Genomic DNA, 17,582 nt, shown 5'->3' with positions numbered 1-17,582 from the left:
AATTAATGACAATCAAATTTTATTATCAGCATAATATTTGCTATTACGAAGCGATTAACATATCTTGAATGCCAATGTTAAAGAACATCAATTTGAGGTCAATATGAGACGAAAAGTCATTGCCATATTGTTACTTATGACAGCACTGCAACTATCCTGCACCGATTCGGACAAGGCCGCCCTGAGGCAATATGAAAAAGGTATGAGTCGGATGAATCAGGGTGATCCGGACAAGGCCCTGGAAATTTTCCAGTCAATCTTAAGAGATTACCCTGAAACACCTTATGCATATCAGGGATTGGCTTATTATTACGAGAGAGAAGGCTTTCTTTACGAAGCCATCCGGGAAAATTTCAAAGCTCTGGCCGAGCATCCTCGATTTTTGCCATCGTTGTTGATGAGTACCGATTTGAGCCTGCGGGTAAAGCGGCCGGAACTGGCTTTTTTTAATATTGCATTATATGAAGAAAACGGCGGAGATTTGAATTTGGGCCGATCGATTGAGGCCGAGGCTCTGCTACAGGCCGGGAAACTGAATGATGCCGAGAGTATTTTAAGGAAAGCCCTGGCGGAAAACCCCCGAGCGCCCCGGTTGCTTATAAAACAGAGCGAATATCTGGCCCGAAACGATCAAATACCGGAGGGTATTGAGCAGTGTTCCCGGGTAGTCTCGACCGATACTCTTGCGGCGGCGATATTGTTGGAGGCCGGTATTTTTTATGATTCAATTGGTCTGTATGATTCCGCGGCCTTATGTTATCAACGGGCTGAAAAACTTGGGGCCGGGGATGAATATTTTCTGCTGGATGTGGCGGAGGCGTATATCGGGCTGAATTATCTGCATCGGGCGAAAAAAATTCTGGATCGTTTTGCCGAAAAGGCGCCGAATTCTCATCGTCTGCATCTTCTCCGGGCGGAAATTTTAGAAGCCCGAGGGGATTATGACAATGCTGTTCAGGAATATGGAATGATCCTGCCGCAAAATAACGAGAATCCCACCGTTCTGAGCCGGTTTGCCGGTTTCAAACGCAAGGCGGGCGATGGACTGGGATCGGAGCAATACTTTTCCACGGCCGCCCAGATTGGCTCGCGCGGCGGATATCCCAACACGGCCTCGATGGATCTGAACTATAAATTACTCGATTTTTATTTCCAGTACGGGCGGTTTATTCTGGCCGGTCCGACCACCGATGGTTTACTCGACAGTATGCCCAATGATTTTCGGGTTCTTTATGAGGGGGCCTATTTGTATCTGATGGTTGACGGTATCGACCGTTTGCGGGAACTTCTCCCGCGAGCCCTGAAGGCGGCCCGCGGAAATCCCTCGTATATGGAACAGATGGGTTCTTTGTACCTGAAAATGGATTCGCTGGTTACGGCTCATCAGTTATTCCAGGAGGTCTTGGGGGTGGATAAACTTAATACCGTCGCCATTTTGGGCGAAATGGCAATCGCCCGAAAGAAATCAGGTCCGGCGGCGGCCTTAAAATACCTGAACGGTTTTGATGAATATGTTTCATACCGGCCGGCTCTGGCCGAGGAAAAGCTCAAGCTATATGAAGCATTGGGGGAGAATGTTGCGGCTTATGAATTTTCCCGGAGGCTGATTGAAGTGGCCTTCGAAGATCTGGATCGGTACCGCACCGCTCTCAATCTGGCGGTAAAATCGGGAAGAGGGACGGATATCGAAGAAATCTATTCTCTGCTGTTGAAACACAACGCCGATGATTCCTATGCGCTGGCTATGGCGGGAAAACATTATCTGGGTAGTGGTGATCTGGATCGGGCCGAAGAACTGATCCGCCTCGGGGTGGCTCTTGATACTCTTAATACCGAGGCCAGAATCCAAATGGCGCGGTTAATGGAAGCGCAGGGCCAACCGGACAGCGCCATTGCCGTCTATGAAGACATTCTGAAATTCGATACCTATGCCGGCAAGGCTTATGGCAATCTTGCGGTTCTTCTGCTTGAAAAGGGTGAGAATCCCAACCGGGTGGCCAATCTGGCCAATCGGGCACTTCTTTATGATAAAACCAATGGCAGGCATTTTTGCACGGTCGGTCGGGCCTATCTGGAGTTGAAAAAATATAAAATCGCCAAAGTCAAATTCGATGAGGCTTTGAAACTGGCTCCCGATGATCCGGAAATCAATTTTTATGCGGGGATAAATCACCAGAGACTGGGGTCCGCTTTTGAAGCCAGAACGTATCTCAAAAAAGCGCTCCGGGGCGGTCTGAAAGGAAGTCTGAAAAAAGAGGCCGAGGCGGCTTTGAATAATTTATAGATGAATGGAGCCGTTGATAAATCGGCCGGTGGACTATTGTTTCTGCACTTCTCCCGTCATGGGGACAAACCTGACGGGGATAACCGATTTTTTAATGATATTATCCCGATCACGGGTAATCAGCAGCAATTCCTGGGAGTAATCGCCGACCGGAATAACCATCCGTCCGGTTGGTTTGAGTTGATCGAGCAGAGGCTGAGGTATTTGTGGTGCGGCGGCGGTGACAATGATGGCATCGAACGGAGCCGCTTCCGGCCAGCCGAGGTAACCATCGCCGGCGCGAACCTGGATCGAGGTATAACCCAGCGAATCGAGAAGGGAATCGGCCTTTCGGGCCAATTCCGGAATGATATCTATGCTGTAAACCGAATCGGAAATCTCGGCCAGGACGGCCGCCTGGTAACCAGAGCCGGTACCTATTTCCAGGATTTTCGAAACCGAATCTAGTTGAAGCAATTCCGTCATGATGGCTACGATATAGGGCTGGGATATGGTCTGGCCGTGTTCGATCGGAAGCGGGCCGTCGTTATAGGCATCATCGCGGTATTCCGCCGGTACAAACAGGTGCCGCGGGACTCGACGCATGGCTTCCAGGACTTTTTCATCCTTGATTCCGCGCCGGATGATTTGAGCCTCGATCATTCTTGACCGCATTTGTTCATATCTGTCGGCAGTATCGCCGGATTCGGATTTCCCGGAACAGGAAAAAAAAGTACTCATTATCAATATTGCGGTCAGAGTTTTAAATGTTCTCCGATTTTGATGCATTCCGATTCAGTATATGGCGCCGGGGAGAGTCTGTCAAATATTAATAGTCACCATGATTGATATTTTTAATCCAGAACCTGACGAGTTCTTCAATCATCGGTTCCATATCCGAGGGAAGAAAGCCGCTATTCATGGCTTCGAGATAAATATCCAGAGCCCGGCGGGTTTCACCGACAGTTAAAGTCCGGCCCGTTCGAGATTTCCAATTATCCCGGAACTCCAGAGTCAATTTAATCAAGCGCCGAAAAACCAGAATGGATTCGGGCGGTATCTCTCCCCGGTCATCGAGGAATTCGCCGAAGAAATCGTCTATATTGTAATCAGCCATATTGCCAAAGTTTTTATTGCCTGTCTTTGACCAATATATTAAATAAAAAAGTAATGGATTCAATTTTAAATATCATTAATTCAATCAGAGACGCCATTTGGGGATTACCGCTAATATTTCTTCTGGTCGGAACAGGCATATTCGTTACGATCCGAAATCACCTGGTCCAGATTCGGGGATTCAAACACAGTTTTGAACTAATATCGGGCCGCTACGACAAACCTCATCATAAGGGAGAAATCACCCATTTCCAGGCTCTATCGGCGGCTCTTTCGGCCACGATTGGAACCGGAAATATAACCGGGGTAGCGACGGCGATAGCGGTCGGCGGACCGGGGGCTTTGTTCTGGATGTGGATCACGGCCATTTTCGGGATGGCGGTCAAATTCACTTCGTGCACGCTGGCGGTGATGTACCGCCGGATTGATCCGGATGGTTATGTCCGGGGCGGGCCGATGTATTTCATCGAACTGGGGATGTCGAAGAAATTCCGGTTTCTGGCCTATATGTTCGCCATCTGCACGGCTATTGCGTCCATGGGAACGGGCAATATGGTTCAGGCCAATTCGGTGGCCGACGGGATTGTGGCCTTGTTCGATAAATCCGGAACACCGGCCGGTTTAATGATGAGGCTCGGGATCGGTCTGGTTATCGGAGTACTGGTGGGTCTGGTGATTATCGGCGGTATCAAGCGTATCGGGAAGGTGGCTTCACGAATCGTTCCTTTTATGGTGGTGATATATGTCGGATCGGCGCTGATTGTTCTGGTGTTCGCCTATCGGATGATTATTCCGGCTTTTGAGATAATTCTGTCTCATGCTTTCACGCCCACCTCGGCCACGGGAGGCTTTGCCGGGGCGACTATCTGGCTGACCCTGCAACAGGGTGTCCGTCGGGGGGTGTTTTCAAACGAATCCGGTCTGGGATCGGCTCCGATGGCTCATGCCGCCGCCAAAGTCAATGAACCGGTGCGGGAGGGCCTGGTGGCGATGATCGGGCCCTTTGTCGACACACTCGTGATTTGTACCATCACCGGGCTGGTGATAATGGTTTCAGGGCAATGGGACAACGGACTCAACGGGACGCCGCTGACAGCCAGCGCCTTTGAAGCGATTTTACCGACCTGGGGCAGTTCCATGGTTTCGCTGGGGTTGGTGCTTTTTGCCTTTTCAACCATAATCAGCTGGTCATACTATGGCGAAAAGGGGATCGAATATATTTTCGGGCGTAAGGCGGTTTTACCGTATAAATGGATTTTCCTTATTTTTATTCCGGTCGGCGCCGCTCTCAGGCTGGATATTGTCTGGGGTTTTGCCGATATCGCCAACGGTTTGATGGCCCTTCCCAACCTGATTGCCCTGCTGGCCCTTTCGGGAGTGGTGGCGGCGGCCTGCCGCAAGTATTTCCATGAATTGGGTCAGGGGATGCATCGCGATTAATAGCCTTGACGCTCCATGTATTGATTTCCGCCAACTGCCGAAAATATCCCTGACGGTCATATATTTTTTCTTTCAGTAATTCGCAATTCCTTGCGGTTTACGGCATTTCAGCCATTGCAACATAAATTGAAATATCCTCCAGGCTAATTTTCGAGGTCTGTTCATTTATTATACAGAATATTTAAGCCCTTACGACCGAGCCTAAAGGGTTGCTAAATATTGACGAATTTGAAACTTAAGACAACAGGAAGGACTCTAAAACAGAGGGGCAAGATGCACCGACCGTTTTATCTTTTCCGCCGGCTCAGCACGATCAACCCGGCAGTTACATGATATATCGCGGATAAACAATATTAGACAGGGTTATTGTCTATGAATGAACTTGAAAAGCAGATTCAGGAAGTCGCCAAGAACTTGCAATGGCCGGTGAGCGATCTGGAATCCAGGGTAGAGCATATTGCCACGGATCTAGTGATGGTCGATACGGATGATCTGCCGGCGCTGGCCAATCTTCACGAAAATTTCCTCGAGCTGATAAAGTCCATAAACGATGATACGGCGGTGACCTCCAGGGTGGCGGCGAACTGCGCCGATCTCGTGGAAAAGATTGTATTAAGCGAGGTAGACAGCAAGGCGGCGGCGATAGAGTTGCTCAATAGCGCTGTGACCGGACTTCAGGCCATAATTCGCGATCGCCGGCAACCTTCCGAAGTCGTATTTCCGGAAAGCCTGGCTCCGGCCGATTTGGAAGAGGAACTGAATGAACCGGAGGTATCTCAGGAAACCGTTTCTGAACCCGAAAAATCGCCGGCTGTCATCCTTGAAAAGAATAAACCGGTATCAAAAGAACCCGCCCCGCAAACGGAGGCGGAACCTCTCATTATTAATCTTGATGGCAGTGACACCTCGCTTCTGGCCGAATTCATCACCGAGGCTATGGAACATTGCGCCACCGCCGAGCAGATGTTAATGGATATGGAAACCGATCCCGGAAATAAATCGGCTATCGATGCCATCTTCCGAAGTTTCCATACCATCAAGGGGGCCGCTGGATTTCTGGAACTCAAACCGATTCTGGTTCTGGCTCATGAATCGGAGACATTGCTTGATTTAGCCCGCAAAGGGACGGTGGCAGTCAAGGGCAAGATCGCCGATATCATTTTCGATTCCATCGACACCATGCGGACCCTGTTAAAGGGTCTGGAGGAGCTTCTTAAGAGCGGGGGGACATATGACGGTGGTGAAGTGATTGGTGCCATTCTGGGCCGTCTCAAGGATCTTCTGGCCAACATCGACCGGATCGAGGATTATCTTCAGGAGGAAGATGTTTCGAATGAGCGTCTGGGAGATATCCTGGTCAAACAGGGAACGGTGGCCGAGTCCGATATCGAGGAAGCTCTGGCCAACAAATCGAGGCCCGAGGAGAAAGTCGGCGAAACCCTGGTGAAACAGGGTAGAGTCCCGGCCAAGGCGGTAGCCCAGGCCCTGCGGGAACAGCAACGGGCGCGCCATGGCAATATCGTCAAGGAAATGGTAAAGATCGACACCGAGCGTCTTGATCGCCTGGTGGATACGATCGGAGAACTGGTCATCGCCGAGTCGATGGTGGGGCAGGATGAGGAAATCCTGGCCAAAGCCTCGACCAAAATTTCCAAGAATATTTCGCATTTGAATAAAATCACCCGGGAGTTGCAGGAGATGGGTATGGCCATGCGCCTGGTCCCGGTGCAGTCGGCCTTTCAGAAACTGGCCCGGGCCGTCCGCGATCTGGCCCGAAAATCCGATAAACAGGTCAACCTGATTCTGTCCGGTGAGGATTCCGAGGTCGATCGGAGTATTGTCGAAAACATCGGCGATCCGCTGATGCATATGGTCCGCAATTCAATCGACCATGGTCTCGAGACGGCCAAGGATCGTCTTAAGGCCGGGAAACCGGAAGAGGGGCATCTCTGGATCCGGGCTTTCCACAAGGGCGGGAATATTTATTTCGAGGTGGAGGATGACGGGCGCGGGCTGGACACCGAAAAAATTGTGAATAAAGCCCGCGAGCGCGGACTTCTTCCGCCCAATAAGGAATTATCCGAAAAGGAAATATTCAGCCTTATCATGCTCCCCGGATTTTCGACGGCGAGCCAGATTACCAATATATCCGGGCGAGGAGTGGGAATGGATGTGGTCAGGAAAAATATCGATGCCATGCGGGGCCACCTGGAAATTGAATCCGAAAAAGGACAGGGGACGAAGTTCTCCATGAAACTGCCGCTCACGCTGGCCATTATCGATGGTATGCTGGTCAGTGTCGGGTGTGAAAAATTCATTATTCCAACCCTTTCGGTGGTGGAATCGTTGCAGTTGACGCCGGATATGATCAGTACCGTCAACAGCCGTAACGAGATGATCAATATCAGGGGCAAAATGCTTCCCCTTAATCGGGTGCGGGACTTGTTCGATATTCCTTCATGCGATAATGAAAACAGTGACAGCACGGTTGTCATAGTTGATGATATGGAAAACCGAATCGGGCTGGTGGTCGATAAATTGCTCGGCCAGCGCCAGACGGTTATCAAGAGCCTGGGCCGGATGTTTGAGAAACAGAAGTGGATTTCGGGCGGGGCCATTCTGTCCGACGGGAATATCGGTTTGATCATAGATATCAACGGGATTGTGGAACTGGCCCGCACGGTGCCAAGCCGCCGCGTGTCAAGAATAGATATATCCCGAATGGATGGCAACAATCCGGCCGGGAATGAAACTTCGGCCGTCAGCACGGCCCCGGAAGAGGGGGTTGGGACGGAAGAGCCGGTAGTTGAGGTAATGATTTAAGAATACTAAAATAAAACAGGGAGAAAACATGAGCAAGAAGAACAGATCGATGGAGACTTCCGATACTGCTGTTCGGGAAGGTGACAGCCGGGCCGGTAAATACCTGACCTTCCGATTGGCCAACGAGGAATACGGACTTGAAATACTGAAAGTCCGCGAGATTATCGGCCTGATGGAGATCACCGGGGTGCCTCAGACACCGTCTCACATCCGCGGCGTTATCAATCTCCGGGGCAAGGTCATTCCGGTCCTGGATTTAAGGTTGAAATTCGGGATGGATGCGGCCGAAGATACCGACCAAACCTGTATCGTGGTGGTGGAAGTGACCTTCGGCGACCAGTCGGTGATGACCGGAGTGGTGGTCGATGCCGTTTCAGAAGTGCTTGATATCGATGATGAACAGATCGAGGATGCCCCGACCTTCGGGGGCGGCGTGGAAACCGATTTCATCCTGGGCATCGGCAAAATCAAGAATGAAGTCAAAATTCTTCTTGATATAGACAAGGTTCTTAATACCGGCGATATGGCCATACTGAACGACATGGGTGAAAGCGTCGAAGGCAAGACCATGAACGTGGCCGAACTTGAAACCGCCGGTGTTTAATTCGATGGAATAACGGTCAAAAGGTAAAAGGGGGTTGCCATCAGGGGGAGTCTCACGATCATACCACGCCTCCATCCTTGGGCACATTTTACCTGATTGACAACTTATGCAAATAGGCTAAAAGGAGGAGATACATGTTCAAGAATCTCAAACTGAGTACCAAAATAGCAGGCGGTTTCGGCGTCATCATGGTGATCGCCTGTATTCTTGGATTCATGGGCTGGAACAGCCTCGGCCGTGTTCAGCAATATGTCACTATTTCGCAGAATGCCGATGCCGTGAACGGCTCGGTAGATCAGGCCCGGGGCCATATCAAGGATTTCCTGGCCTTCGGTTTTGCAGGCAAAGGGAAAGACGGGAAAAACTACATCGAGATGTACAATGACGTCTATGGCGAGCAAGGCCGGTTATTGAATCAGCTTCGGGAGTACTCCCAGCTGAGTCAATCCGACCGGGATTTGGTCAACTCCGCGATGAAGAATTCCAATGATTATAAGCGCGGTGTGGAACAGCTTTCCGATGCCCGAAAGAACAAAGATGCGGCCCTGGCCGACTGGACCCGGATAGGCTGGGCTATCACGGAGAAAATCGGTAAAGCCCAGAATGAAATTATTAATCCGGCAATTGAGGATGCCAAGAAATCACGGAATTTCGAAGCCCTCGACATGTGGAATAATATTAATAAGGTCTTGAATAGCAGCGTCATTGAGCAGTATTTGACCCTGCGCGTGACGGCTCTTTATCTTATTTTGAAAGAGGGCGACGATCAATGGGCCGATTACGGCAAGCAGATGAGCCGGGCCAAAGAGGGGCTGGCCGTATGGAACCGCCTGGTGTCGGGAAACCGTGCTCTTGAGGAAGCGGCTTCGAATATCGATGGTTTTCTGAGTGAGTATGGCGGGGCCGGCGATAAGTATTATTCGGCCATTGTTTCCAGCCGGAATGCTTACAATGAATTGATCGGGTACGCGGTGGATTTAAGCGAAAATTGCACCAATCTGAAAGCATCTCTCAACAACAGCATGACCTCGGTGATTGACAGCGCCACGGCTTTTTTGATCGCCCTGGTTATCGGAGGTATTATAGTCGGCGTGTTATTCGCCTATTTCATCACCCGCAGTATCACCAAACCGATTAATGAAGTCATCAAGAACCTGTCAAGCGGCTCCGACCAGGTCAGCGCGGCCTCGGAAGAAGTCGCCGCGGCCAGTCAGTCGATGGCCCAGGGAGCATCAGAACAAGCCTCATCTCTTGAAGAGACATCGTCCTCGCTCGAAGAGATGGCCAGTATGACCCGTCAGAACGCCGATAATGCCAAGCAGGCCAACCTGCTGGCTACAGACGCCACCGGCGGAGCGGAGAAGGGTGTCTCGGCGGTTGATCGGATGGCTCAGGCCATGCAGGAAATCAAGAAATCCTCTGATGAGACAGCTAAGATTATCAAGGTTATCGATGAGATCGCCTTCCAGACCAACCTGCTGGCTCTAAATGCGGCGGTCGAAGCAGCCCGCGCCGGTGAAGCCGGTAAGGGATTTGCGGTGGTGGCTGAAGAAGTGCGTAATCTGGCCCAGCGCTCGGCCGAAGCGGCCCGCAATACCAATGCTCTGATCGAGGGTTCGCAGAAGAATGCCGATAACGGTGTCCAGGCCACCCAGGAAGTCGTAATGATTCTGCATGATGTGACCGAAAGTATCAAGAAGGTCAACGCCCTGGTCAGTGAAGTTTCGACGGCCAGCAATGAACAGGCCCAGGGGATTGACCAGATCAATACGGCTATTTCCCAGATGGATCAGGTCACCCAGCAGAATGCGGCCAACGCCGAAGAGTCTTCCTCGGCCAGCGAAGAGCTGGCGGCCCAGGCAATGCAGCTTCAGGATACGGTCTATATGCTGACCAGGATTGTCAACGGGTCCGATGCCGGAGTCAATCAGGGGCCGGTTATACAGAAACACGCCCAGAATTCCCACCGCAAGCAGTTTGAACCGACCAAGACGGTCAAGTCCATCAAAGCCAACCTTCATTCGAAAGAATGGAACGAACGCAAGGCCAAAGAACCCGCGGCCGGGAGTCATAAGGAGAAGGCCGAGGATATTATTCCGCTCGGTGAACATGAGATGCAGGAATTTTAATTGATCGGTTACGGATTCTCTCGATCAAATCGAGAGAATCCGCAACGGTTGAAAATACAGGGATGTTGTATTCACGGGAGAAGGAATTGATATGAACCAGACGCAAAAGCCTGCTCGGATGATGGAGAGCCAATCTCCGGAGCGCGAAAAACGGGGCGGCATGTATCTGACTTTCAAACTGGCCGGAGAAGAATATGGTCTGGAAATCCTCAAGGTCCGGGAAATTATCGGGCTTATTGATATTACTCATGTCCCCGGATCGGCAGAATATATTCGCGGTGTCATCAATTTACGGGGTAAAGTCATTCCGGTGGTGGACCTGCGCAATAAATTCGGGATGGCAACGGCTGTGGATACCGATCAGACCTGTATTATTGTCACCGAAATAACCATTGCCGACAGCAATGTTATGATCGGCATCGCGGTTGATGCCGTTTCGGAAGTCCTTGATATTAAGGATAAAGTGATAGAGGATCCACCGCGTTTCGGAGGCGACCTCGACACCCGGTTTATACTCGGTATGGCGAGGATTAGGGATCAAATCAAGATTCTTCTGGATATCGATATGGTCCTGAATACCTTCGAAGAAGATAAAATGCCAAAGGTGGAAGACGAAACAGGAGTACTGAACTAAGAAGCGGAGTCAGGCGAACCGATTAATTAAGAATAGAGCCTGATAGCCGTTAATTGTCCTCCGATCTGATTTTTGTATGGAACCGATTGGAAATAATGATTAGTGCGGGTAACCGCCTGATATAAATTCGGGCGCATTCCGCAGGATTAAGGGTCTGGAGCACAGGAAAATGGACAACCTCAGAGAACCAGAAGCAGACACCCATCTTCCGGCGATGGAAATAAAGATCGCCGATGACAAGATGACAGTGTTTATGTCCTGTCCTTCAGCCTATGTGGACAACAGCAGTATATACGATGAAATTGTGGCCGCCTTCAAACAGGCCGGCATTCCCAGAATTCCCAATCTGGAACAGATCCAGCAATCACTCAAACAGATTCCGGAAACGAGCGAGTATATCCAGGACTGGCCCCTTTTAAAGGGAATACCCCCGGTTGAATCGGTTGATGGCCGGCTGGAATGGCAGGGAGATTATTTTCACACCGGTTATCAGATTGATCCGGTTACCAATAGAATAGATTTCCGGCAACGGGCGGGGAATCCCAATGTGGAGAAAGGTCAATTGCTGGTCCGGGTTGTCCGGGCCTGTCCCGGTAAGGATGGCTACGATGCTCTGGGTAACAAGATCACGGTCCGTCGTCCCCGCGAGGCCGAGCTTAAGGGCGGACCCAATGTTTACTGGGATCCGGATCAAAACGGATATGTCGCCAACAGTTCCGGACGGGTCAAGCTGAAAGGGAAGACGCTTGATATCGATCCTGTTTATTTCGTTCCCAACGGAGTCGGAATCGAGAGCGGCAATATCAATCATAATGGCCCGGTCGTGATCGACGGCGAGGTGGAGTCAGAGTTCAAGGTGGAGGCCGCCGGGGATATCGAGATAAGAGGTTTGACCTATGCCAGTGATATCGTCTGCGGCGGTAATCTGACGGCCAAAGAAGGTATTAACAGCCATCCCGAAAAATTACTCAATGTAGTCGGCGATATCTACGCCAAGTATATCCAGAATGCCAATCTGAGTGCGGGCGGCAATATAATCGTCAACACCGAGATTTTCCAATGCAATTTGAAAACCAAAGGGGAAGTAATCTGTAAAAGCGGTCGGATTATCGGGGGTGAGGTCCTGGCCACCAAAGGGATTACTGTCGGAGAAGCCGGTTCCAAAGGCAATGTGAAAACGGTTTTGATTGCCGGACTCGATAAGGAACTGAAAAATAAAAGGAATGAGAATTGCACCGAGATCAACCGTCTTAAGGAAACCGTTAAAAAGCTCGACACGGTGATTCGCAATTTGAAAGCCAATCAGCATCTGCTCACCAATGCCCAGAAAGAAACAATGACCGAGATACAGTTTAAGATATCAGAGGGCGAGATCGAAATCGAGCGGCTGGAAGAGGAAAATCGAAGAATGCATGAAATAATATTGGTTAACAGCCGGGCCCGGATAATCATACTCGAAGTAGCTCACCCGGGTGTGAATATTCGGATCAATGAATCCCACTATAAGATAGACCATGCTCTGGCCGGACCGATTGTCGCCAGTTTGAGTCCCATCACGGGCGAAGTGGTGTTGTCATCAGAATTGGAAAATAAAGATGGAGAGGAAAATGAAAGCAGAGAACATTAATCCATTTATTACGGCTGTTAACGAGTTGTTCGAAAATATGCTGGACTGCAAGCTCAAGATGAATAAGCCGGGTTTGGTTGTCCAGGAAAACGGGACCCCGGATATTATTGGAGTGATCGGAATGTCGGGGACGGCCCAGGGGATAGTTGCCCTGAGGCTCCCGGTGCGGACAGCTCTGGCCATGGTGGGGCGCATGGTCGGGATGGAATTCCGTGGCGTCGATTCATCGATTATCGATGGCGTTGGTGAACTGGTCAATATCATTGCCGGGAGTGCCAAAGGCAAGTTCGACGGTCATGCCATCAATCTCAGCCTGCCCACTGTTGTTCGTGGTAATATCTGTCAATTGAGTAATCTTCAGAACGCAGTCTTTCTGGACGTCCCATTTGAGAGCGAACTGGGCAATTTTTCACTGATGGTGACTTTCAAGCCAGCAGTTGTTCCGGAAAAAAAGGAGGCCATACATGCGGGTATTGGTAGTAGATGATTCTCAGATTATGAGAAAAATCGTCACTGGTGCTCTAAAGAAGCAGAACGTTAATGATATCGTCGAGGCCGCCAATGGTCAGGAAGCGGTTGATGTTGTGGCCAAGGATGGCAATATCTCTCTGATCCTGATGGACTGGAATATGCCGGTCATGACCGGAATAGACGCTGTCAGAAAAATACGAACCGGCGGGAGCAAAACCCCGATTGTCATGGTCACCACGGAATCCGAAAAGGAAAAGGTTATCGAAGCGATCAAGTCGGGGGCCAATGATTATCTGGTCAAGCCCTTTAACCCCAAGGATATTCAGGCCAAGCTGGAAAAATTCCTGCCGCCTTCCAACGGTTAAGTTATGAAGCAAGTTATCGGATTGTCGCCGGTTCTGAAGGCCGATACTTTTTACCGGCTGAGGGAAATAGTCTATCAGCAGAGCGGGATCTCGTTGAATGACAGCAAGGAATCTCTTGTCAAGGCCCGGGTTGCCAAGAGAATGCGGGCTCTACGGATGGAGAGCTATGACGACTATCTGGATTTGATCCTCAATGATCCGACCGGGGTGGAAATCCAGATGCTTCTCGATGCGATTTCCACCAACACCACCAGCTTCTATCGAGAAGCGGACCATTTTGATTTCCTGAGAACAGTGATCAAGGATTGGCTAAACAAGGGTCAGCGGATTATACGCATCTGGTGTACTGCCAGTTCAACCGGGGAAGAGCCGTACACTCTGGCTATCGAACTGGCCGAGAATATCGGACGGCATTCAGTTGAGGTTCGCATACTGGCCACCGATATCAACCTCCAGGTCCTCCGGGCGGCGCAGAGCGGAGTTTATACCGAAGATAGAATAGCGCCGATTCCGAAACATCTGAAAACCAAGTATTTTAATAAGATTAAGCACAATCATGAAATCGTTTATCAGGTTCGGGACGACCTGAAAAAAATGATTATTTATCGTCAGCTTAATCTATCGACACCGCCTTTTCCCATCCGGCCGGAGGTGGATATTATCATGTGCCGTAATGTGATGATATATTTCGACACCGGCCTGCGCCGAAAACTTGCGGTAGAATTCGAACGTCTTTTAAGAACCGGCGGGCACCTTTTTACGGGGCACGCAGAAAGCATGACCGGGATGGCCAAGCGACTCAAATGTCTGAAGCCGTCCATATACATAAAGGAATAAAAGATGGGGCTGCATGTTGTAGGGATTTCGGATTTCCACGTCTCCCGGAATGTCGATGAAGTAATCGTGACGTATTCTCTGGGTTCCTGTATCGGTGTAACCGTGTATGATCCGGTCACCCGGGTGGGTGGGATGATTCATTATATGCTGCCGCTGTCCAAAATATCGCCGGAGAAGGCCAGGGTTAAGCCCGCCATGTTCGCCGACACCGGGATCCCTTTCCTGCTTAAAAAAGCTTTTGCCGAGGGGGCGGCCAAAGACCGCCTGGTGGTCAAAGTCGCGGGCGGCTCGAAACTGATGGACCAGAACAAGATTTTCAATATCGGCGAGAGAAATTACCTGATTTTAAGAAAACTTCTCTGGAAAAACAATATCCTGATTGACGCCGAGGATGTTGGGGGCAACCTGTCACGAACCGTTCAACTGGAGATGAAAACCGGAAGGGTCACGGTTAAATCGCCAAAAGGAGTGATGGAATTATGAAAATCAGAGATCGCGTAATCTCCGGAATATCGTCGTTTAAGACCCTTCCTGCCATGGCTGAGAGACTGCTGGTTTTGATAAATAACCCGGATGCCGAGGCGGCAGAACTTACCAATGTTATCCAGCTGGACCCGGCGCTGACGGCCAATGTTCTCAAAGCGGCCAATTCGGCCTTTCTGGGTTTCCAGGAGCCGATCGATTCTATTGCCGAAGCCAGTTTCCGGATCGGGACCAAGTGGATTTACCAGCTGGCCTTATCCTCGCTCGTATATTCCAATCTTCGAACCCCGGCGCGGGGCTATGATATGACGGCCGAGGATTTCTGGAAACATTCCATTGCCGTGGCGGTGATGACCGACAACCTCTGTAAGCTCTTGAATATCAGAGACAACGGAGCCATATATACGGGCGGTCTGGTCCATGATATCGGCAAGCTGGTAATGCAGGAATCGGTTGAAGAATTTATCGATGAGATCGAAGAATTGGTCGATAAAAATAATATATCTTTCGAGGAAGCCGAGGAGCAGGTTATGGGCGTCGACCATACTGAAGCCGGGGCCATGCTGGCCGAACACTGGCATTTCCCCGAGAGAATCATGGAAATCATTCGGTGGCATCATCAGCCGGATCATACTGAACACAGCAATCCCGGGATCGATATTGTGCATGTCGCCGATGTAATTTGCTTGTTGGAAGGTTTCGGACTGGGTCGCGACGGTTTAAAATACCGGGCCAGTGAGCAGGCCATGGTCAGGCTGAAACTGACCAGTACGGTGGTTGAACAGGCCACCAGTCTGCTTCTGGAGTCGATCGAAAATGTTGAACATATATTTACGGGCCGGACCGCCGCCAGTCCGATAGGGAGGTGATAAATCTATGGCGTTTAATATCCTGATAGTGGATGATTCAAAAACCATCCGGGCCATGGTGGAAAAAACCCTGAGATTGACCAAAATCGAGATAAACCAGATTTTCCAGGCCGGTAACGGCAAGGAGGCGCTGGAATGTCTGCGAGAGAACTGGATTGATATTGTCCTCTCGGATCTGAATATGCCGGTCATGACCGGGATCGAACTGGTCGATGAAATGGCCAAAGACGGCCTTTTGACGGATATCCCGGTGGTGGTGATTTCCACCGACGGTTCCGCCACCCGGATCGATGAATTGAAAAAGAAGGGAATCAAAGAATATATCAGGAAACCCTTCACACCCGAAAGCATTAATGAAATGATTGAAAAAATAATGGGGGTTGCCAATGAGCAGACCAAAGCCCAATGAAACCCTTACCGAGGTCGTCTGCCGGGTTCTGGAACAAACCGCGTTTTTGTTTCCCGATGCCGCCGAGGATACCGGTGATAATGTGTTCGAGGAATACCAGCCGGTAATGGCCACCATCCGTTTCCACGGAAAGCATACCGGGGAAATGTCGATGATCGTACCATTCGAGCTATGCACGGAGCTGTCGGCCAATATGCTGGGGGAAGAAGTCGACGAAATCGATTCGAAAGAAAAAGTCCTCGATGCCTTTAAGGAAATTCTGAACATAATTACCGGGCAGATGCTGACGGAAATATATGGTGATCAGGCCATCTTTAATCTGTCACCCCCCGAAATCAAAGAGATCAGCGCGGAAGAAATTTCCGTTAGCGTTGGAAATCATGAATACTCAATATGTCGTTCCGATGATTATCCGATAATAACTATTTTAACGCAGACGAAGGCAGCAGATGAGTATCAAAGTATTGGTGGTTGACGACTCGGCCGTGGTGCGGAAGATTTTCAGCACCGAACTGGCCCGCGATCCGCAGATAGAAATAGTCGGTACCGCACCCGATCCTTATATTGCCCGGGACAAGATTGTCCATCTCAAGCCGGATGTCATCACCCTTGATGTCGAAATGCCCCGCATGGACGGGATCACTTTTCTCCGCAAGTTGATGAAATATTATCCTGTCCCGACCGTGGTGGTCTCATCGTTGACAGCCCGCGGGGGAGAACTGGCCATGGAAGCCCTGGAGGCCGGGGCGGTGGAAGTGATGTGCAAACCGGGAGCATCGTACACCGTGGGAGATATGTCGGTGGAACTGATCGAGAAGATTAAGGCCGCCGCGCATGTCCGTCTGACCAAGAGAGTCGATTCCCAGGAAAAACCAGTCAAGAAAAGCAAAAAATTATCTCTCAGTAAAACCACCAATAAAGTCATTGCCATCGGTTCCTCAACCGGCGGTACGATCGCCCTGGAAAGAATTTTAGGTATGATGCCGCGGAATTCGGCCGGTATTCTGATTGTCCAGCATATGCCGGAGAATTTTACCCGGTCTTTTGCGGAACGCCTCAACAAAACCTGTGAAATCGAAGTCAAAGAAGCCGTTAACGGCGATACCGTCATCCCGGGTCGGGCTTTGATTGCACCGGGCAATTTTCATATGCTCCTGGCGAGATCGGGCGCCCAGTATTATGTCCGGGTGAAAACCGGTCCGCTGGTCAACCGCCACCGGCCATCGGTAGGGGTCCTGTTCAAATCAATCGCCCAGTATGCCGGCGCCAATGCCGTTGGAGTGATTCTGACCGGTATGGGTAATGACGGGGCCGAGGGGATGCTGGAGATGAAAAACAACGGCGCATATACGATCGCCCAGGACGAGAAAACCTGTATTGTGTTCGGGATGCCCAAGGAAGCCATAAAACTGGGGGCTATCGATCAGGTGGAAGCGCTGGATAATATTCCCGCGCGTATCCTGGCTCATCTTTAAAGCTTCAATCTCCAATCAGCAGTTCAATCAGGATCTT

Annotated in this window: 17 protein-coding genes; 15 read left to right on the top strand and 2 right to left on the bottom strand. The window is 50.3% G+C overall.

Going from position 1 to position 17,582, the window contains the following annotated elements; genetic code table 11:
* The first annotated feature begins 103 nt into the window (after window positions 1–103).
* The gene (locus JXQ28_12155; protein ID MBN2278485.1) at window positions 104–2,284 is read left to right on the top strand and encodes a tetratricopeptide repeat protein; all 2,181 of its coding nucleotides are present in this window, start codon (window positions 104–106) and stop codon (window positions 2,282–2,284) included.
* 33 nt (window positions 2,285–2,317) lie between these two features.
* On the opposite strand, the gene JXQ28_12150 is transcribed toward JXQ28_12155, so the two are convergent.
* Both JXQ28_12150 and JXQ28_12145 read right to left on the bottom strand, forming a co-directional pair.
* A complete protein-coding gene (locus JXQ28_12150) occupies window positions 2,318–3,004 on the bottom strand; it encodes a protein-L-isoaspartate(D-aspartate) O-methyltransferase (GenBank protein ID MBN2278484.1) in 687 nt (228 codons plus the stop codon).
* An 88-nt stretch (window positions 3,005–3,092) separates the two neighbouring features.
* Entirely contained in the window at window positions 3,093–3,380 is a 288-nt protein-coding gene (locus tag JXQ28_12145; protein ID MBN2278483.1) for a hypothetical protein, read from the bottom strand.
* Between the two features lie 53 nt (window positions 3,381–3,433).
* Between JXQ28_12145 and JXQ28_12140 the strand changes: the two genes are divergently transcribed.
* From JXQ28_12140 to JXQ28_12075, 14 genes are all read left to right on the top strand, one after another.
* Complete coding sequence (locus tag JXQ28_12140) at window positions 3,434–4,819, top strand: sodium:alanine symporter family protein (GenBank protein ID MBN2278482.1); 1,386 nt, start codon at window positions 3,434–3,436, stop codon at window positions 4,817–4,819.
* 372 nt (window positions 4,820–5,191) lie between these two features.
* On the top strand, window positions 5,192–7,642 hold the full coding sequence (locus tag JXQ28_12135) for a chemotaxis protein CheA (GenBank protein MBN2278481.1): 2,451 nt from the start codon (window positions 5,192–5,194) through the stop codon (window positions 7,640–7,642).
* A 49-nt stretch (window positions 7,643–7,691) separates the two neighbouring features.
* A complete protein-coding gene (locus tag JXQ28_12130) occupies window positions 7,692–8,246 on the top strand; it encodes a purine-binding chemotaxis protein CheW (GenBank protein MBN2278480.1) in 555 nt (184 codons plus the stop codon).
* 134 nt (window positions 8,247–8,380) lie between these two features.
* Entirely contained in the window at window positions 8,381–10,375 is a 1,995-nt protein-coding gene (locus JXQ28_12125) for a hypothetical protein (protein ID MBN2278479.1), read from the top strand.
* Between the two features lie 118 nt (window positions 10,376–10,493).
* Window positions 10,494–11,009: a purine-binding chemotaxis protein CheW gene (locus JXQ28_12120; protein ID MBN2278478.1), complete on the top strand. Its 516-nt coding sequence runs from the start codon at window positions 10,494–10,496 to the stop codon at window positions 11,007–11,009.
* Between the two features lie 169 nt (window positions 11,010–11,178).
* Window positions 11,179–12,636, top strand: a complete 1,458-nt coding sequence (locus tag JXQ28_12115) for a DUF342 domain-containing protein (protein MBN2278477.1) — start codon at window positions 11,179–11,181, stop codon at window positions 12,634–12,636.
* The gene (locus JXQ28_12110) at window positions 12,617–13,123 is read left to right on the top strand and encodes a chemotaxis protein CheX (GenBank protein MBN2278476.1); all 507 of its coding nucleotides are present in this window, start codon (window positions 12,617–12,619) and stop codon (window positions 13,121–13,123) included. The genes JXQ28_12115 and JXQ28_12110 overlap by 20 nt, the downstream gene beginning before the upstream one ends.
* Window positions 13,101–13,472 carry a response regulator gene (locus JXQ28_12105; GenBank protein ID MBN2278475.1) on the top strand — a complete coding sequence of 124 codons (372 nt, stop codon included), beginning with the start codon at window positions 13,101–13,103 and terminating at the stop codon, window positions 13,470–13,472. The genes JXQ28_12110 and JXQ28_12105 overlap by 23 nt, the downstream gene beginning before the upstream one ends.
* Before the next feature lie 3 nt (window positions 13,473–13,475).
* Window positions 13,476–14,309 carry a chemotaxis protein CheR gene (locus JXQ28_12100; GenBank protein ID MBN2278474.1) on the top strand — a complete coding sequence of 278 codons (834 nt, stop codon included), beginning with the start codon at window positions 13,476–13,478 and terminating at the stop codon, window positions 14,307–14,309.
* A gap of 3 nt (window positions 14,310–14,312) precedes the next feature.
* The gene (locus JXQ28_12095) at window positions 14,313–14,792 is read left to right on the top strand and encodes a chemotaxis protein CheD (protein MBN2278473.1); all 480 of its coding nucleotides are present in this window, start codon (window positions 14,313–14,315) and stop codon (window positions 14,790–14,792) included.
* Complete coding sequence (locus JXQ28_12090; protein ID MBN2278472.1) at window positions 14,789–15,661, top strand: HDOD domain-containing protein; 873 nt, start codon at window positions 14,789–14,791, stop codon at window positions 15,659–15,661. Before JXQ28_12095 ends, JXQ28_12090 begins: the two co-directional genes overlap by 4 nt.
* 7 nt (window positions 15,662–15,668) lie before the next feature.
* A complete protein-coding gene (locus tag JXQ28_12085) occupies window positions 15,669–16,070 on the top strand; it encodes a response regulator (GenBank protein MBN2278471.1) in 402 nt (133 codons plus the stop codon).
* A complete protein-coding gene (locus JXQ28_12080) occupies window positions 16,048–16,545 on the top strand; it encodes a chemotaxis protein CheX (GenBank protein ID MBN2278470.1) in 498 nt (165 codons plus the stop codon). The genes JXQ28_12085 and JXQ28_12080 overlap by 23 nt, the downstream gene beginning before the upstream one ends.
* Window positions 16,520–17,545, top strand: a complete 1,026-nt coding sequence (locus tag JXQ28_12075; GenBank protein ID MBN2278469.1) for a chemotaxis response regulator protein-glutamate methylesterase — start codon at window positions 16,520–16,522, stop codon at window positions 17,543–17,545. The genes JXQ28_12080 and JXQ28_12075 overlap by 26 nt, the downstream gene beginning before the upstream one ends.
* Window positions 17,546–17,582: the final 37 nt, after the last annotated feature.

The organism is Candidatus Zixiibacteriota bacterium (assembly GCA_016933955.1).
Classification (GTDB): domain Bacteria; phylum Zixibacteria; class MSB-5A5; order GN15; family PGXB01; genus JAFGTT01.
The sequence above is the reverse complement of the archived record's forward strand: the minus strand, read 5'-3'. Positions and strand labels throughout refer to the sequence as shown.

Excerpts from the sequence above, each read along its gene's own strand:
- JXQ28_12095 (MBN2278473.1), top strand. The coding sequence starts at position 14,313 with ATGGGGCTGCATGTTGTAGGGATTTCGGATTTCCACGTCTCCCGGAAT.
- JXQ28_12145 (MBN2278483.1), bottom strand. The coding sequence starts at position 3,380 with ATGGCTGATTACAATATAGACGATTTCTTCGGCGAATTCCTCGATGAC.
- JXQ28_12075 (MBN2278469.1), top strand. The coding sequence starts at position 16,520 with ATGAGTATCAAAGTATTGGTGGTTGACGACTCGGCCGTGGTGCGGAAG.
- JXQ28_12115 (MBN2278477.1), top strand. The coding sequence starts at position 11,179 with ATGGACAACCTCAGAGAACCAGAAGCAGACACCCATCTTCCGGCGATG.
- JXQ28_12140 (MBN2278482.1), top strand. The coding sequence starts at position 3,434 with ATGGATTCAATTTTAAATATCATTAATTCAATCAGAGACGCCATTTGG.
- JXQ28_12100 (MBN2278474.1), top strand. The coding sequence starts at position 13,476 with ATGAAGCAAGTTATCGGATTGTCGCCGGTTCTGAAGGCCGATACTTTT.
- JXQ28_12155 (MBN2278485.1), top strand. The coding sequence starts at position 104 with ATGAGACGAAAAGTCATTGCCATATTGTTACTTATGACAGCACTGCAA.
- JXQ28_12105 (MBN2278475.1), top strand. The coding sequence starts at position 13,101 with ATGCGGGTATTGGTAGTAGATGATTCTCAGATTATGAGAAAAATCGTC.
- JXQ28_12130 (MBN2278480.1), top strand. The coding sequence starts at position 7,692 with ATGGAGACTTCCGATACTGCTGTTCGGGAAGGTGACAGCCGGGCCGGT.
- JXQ28_12135 (MBN2278481.1), top strand. The coding sequence starts at position 5,192 with ATGAATGAACTTGAAAAGCAGATTCAGGAAGTCGCCAAGAACTTGCAA.
- JXQ28_12080 (MBN2278470.1), top strand. The coding sequence starts at position 16,048 with ATGAGCAGACCAAAGCCCAATGAAACCCTTACCGAGGTCGTCTGCCGG.
- JXQ28_12085 (MBN2278471.1), top strand. The coding sequence starts at position 15,669 with ATGGCGTTTAATATCCTGATAGTGGATGATTCAAAAACCATCCGGGCC.
- JXQ28_12090 (MBN2278472.1), top strand. The coding sequence starts at position 14,789 with ATGAAAATCAGAGATCGCGTAATCTCCGGAATATCGTCGTTTAAGACC.
- JXQ28_12150 (MBN2278484.1), bottom strand. The coding sequence starts at position 3,004 with ATGAGTACTTTTTTTTCCTGTTCCGGGAAATCCGAATCCGGCGATACT.
- JXQ28_12120 (MBN2278478.1), top strand. The coding sequence starts at position 10,494 with ATGATGGAGAGCCAATCTCCGGAGCGCGAAAAACGGGGCGGCATGTAT.
- JXQ28_12125 (MBN2278479.1), top strand. The coding sequence starts at position 8,381 with ATGTTCAAGAATCTCAAACTGAGTACCAAAATAGCAGGCGGTTTCGGC.
- JXQ28_12110 (MBN2278476.1), top strand. The coding sequence starts at position 12,617 with ATGAAAGCAGAGAACATTAATCCATTTATTACGGCTGTTAACGAGTTG.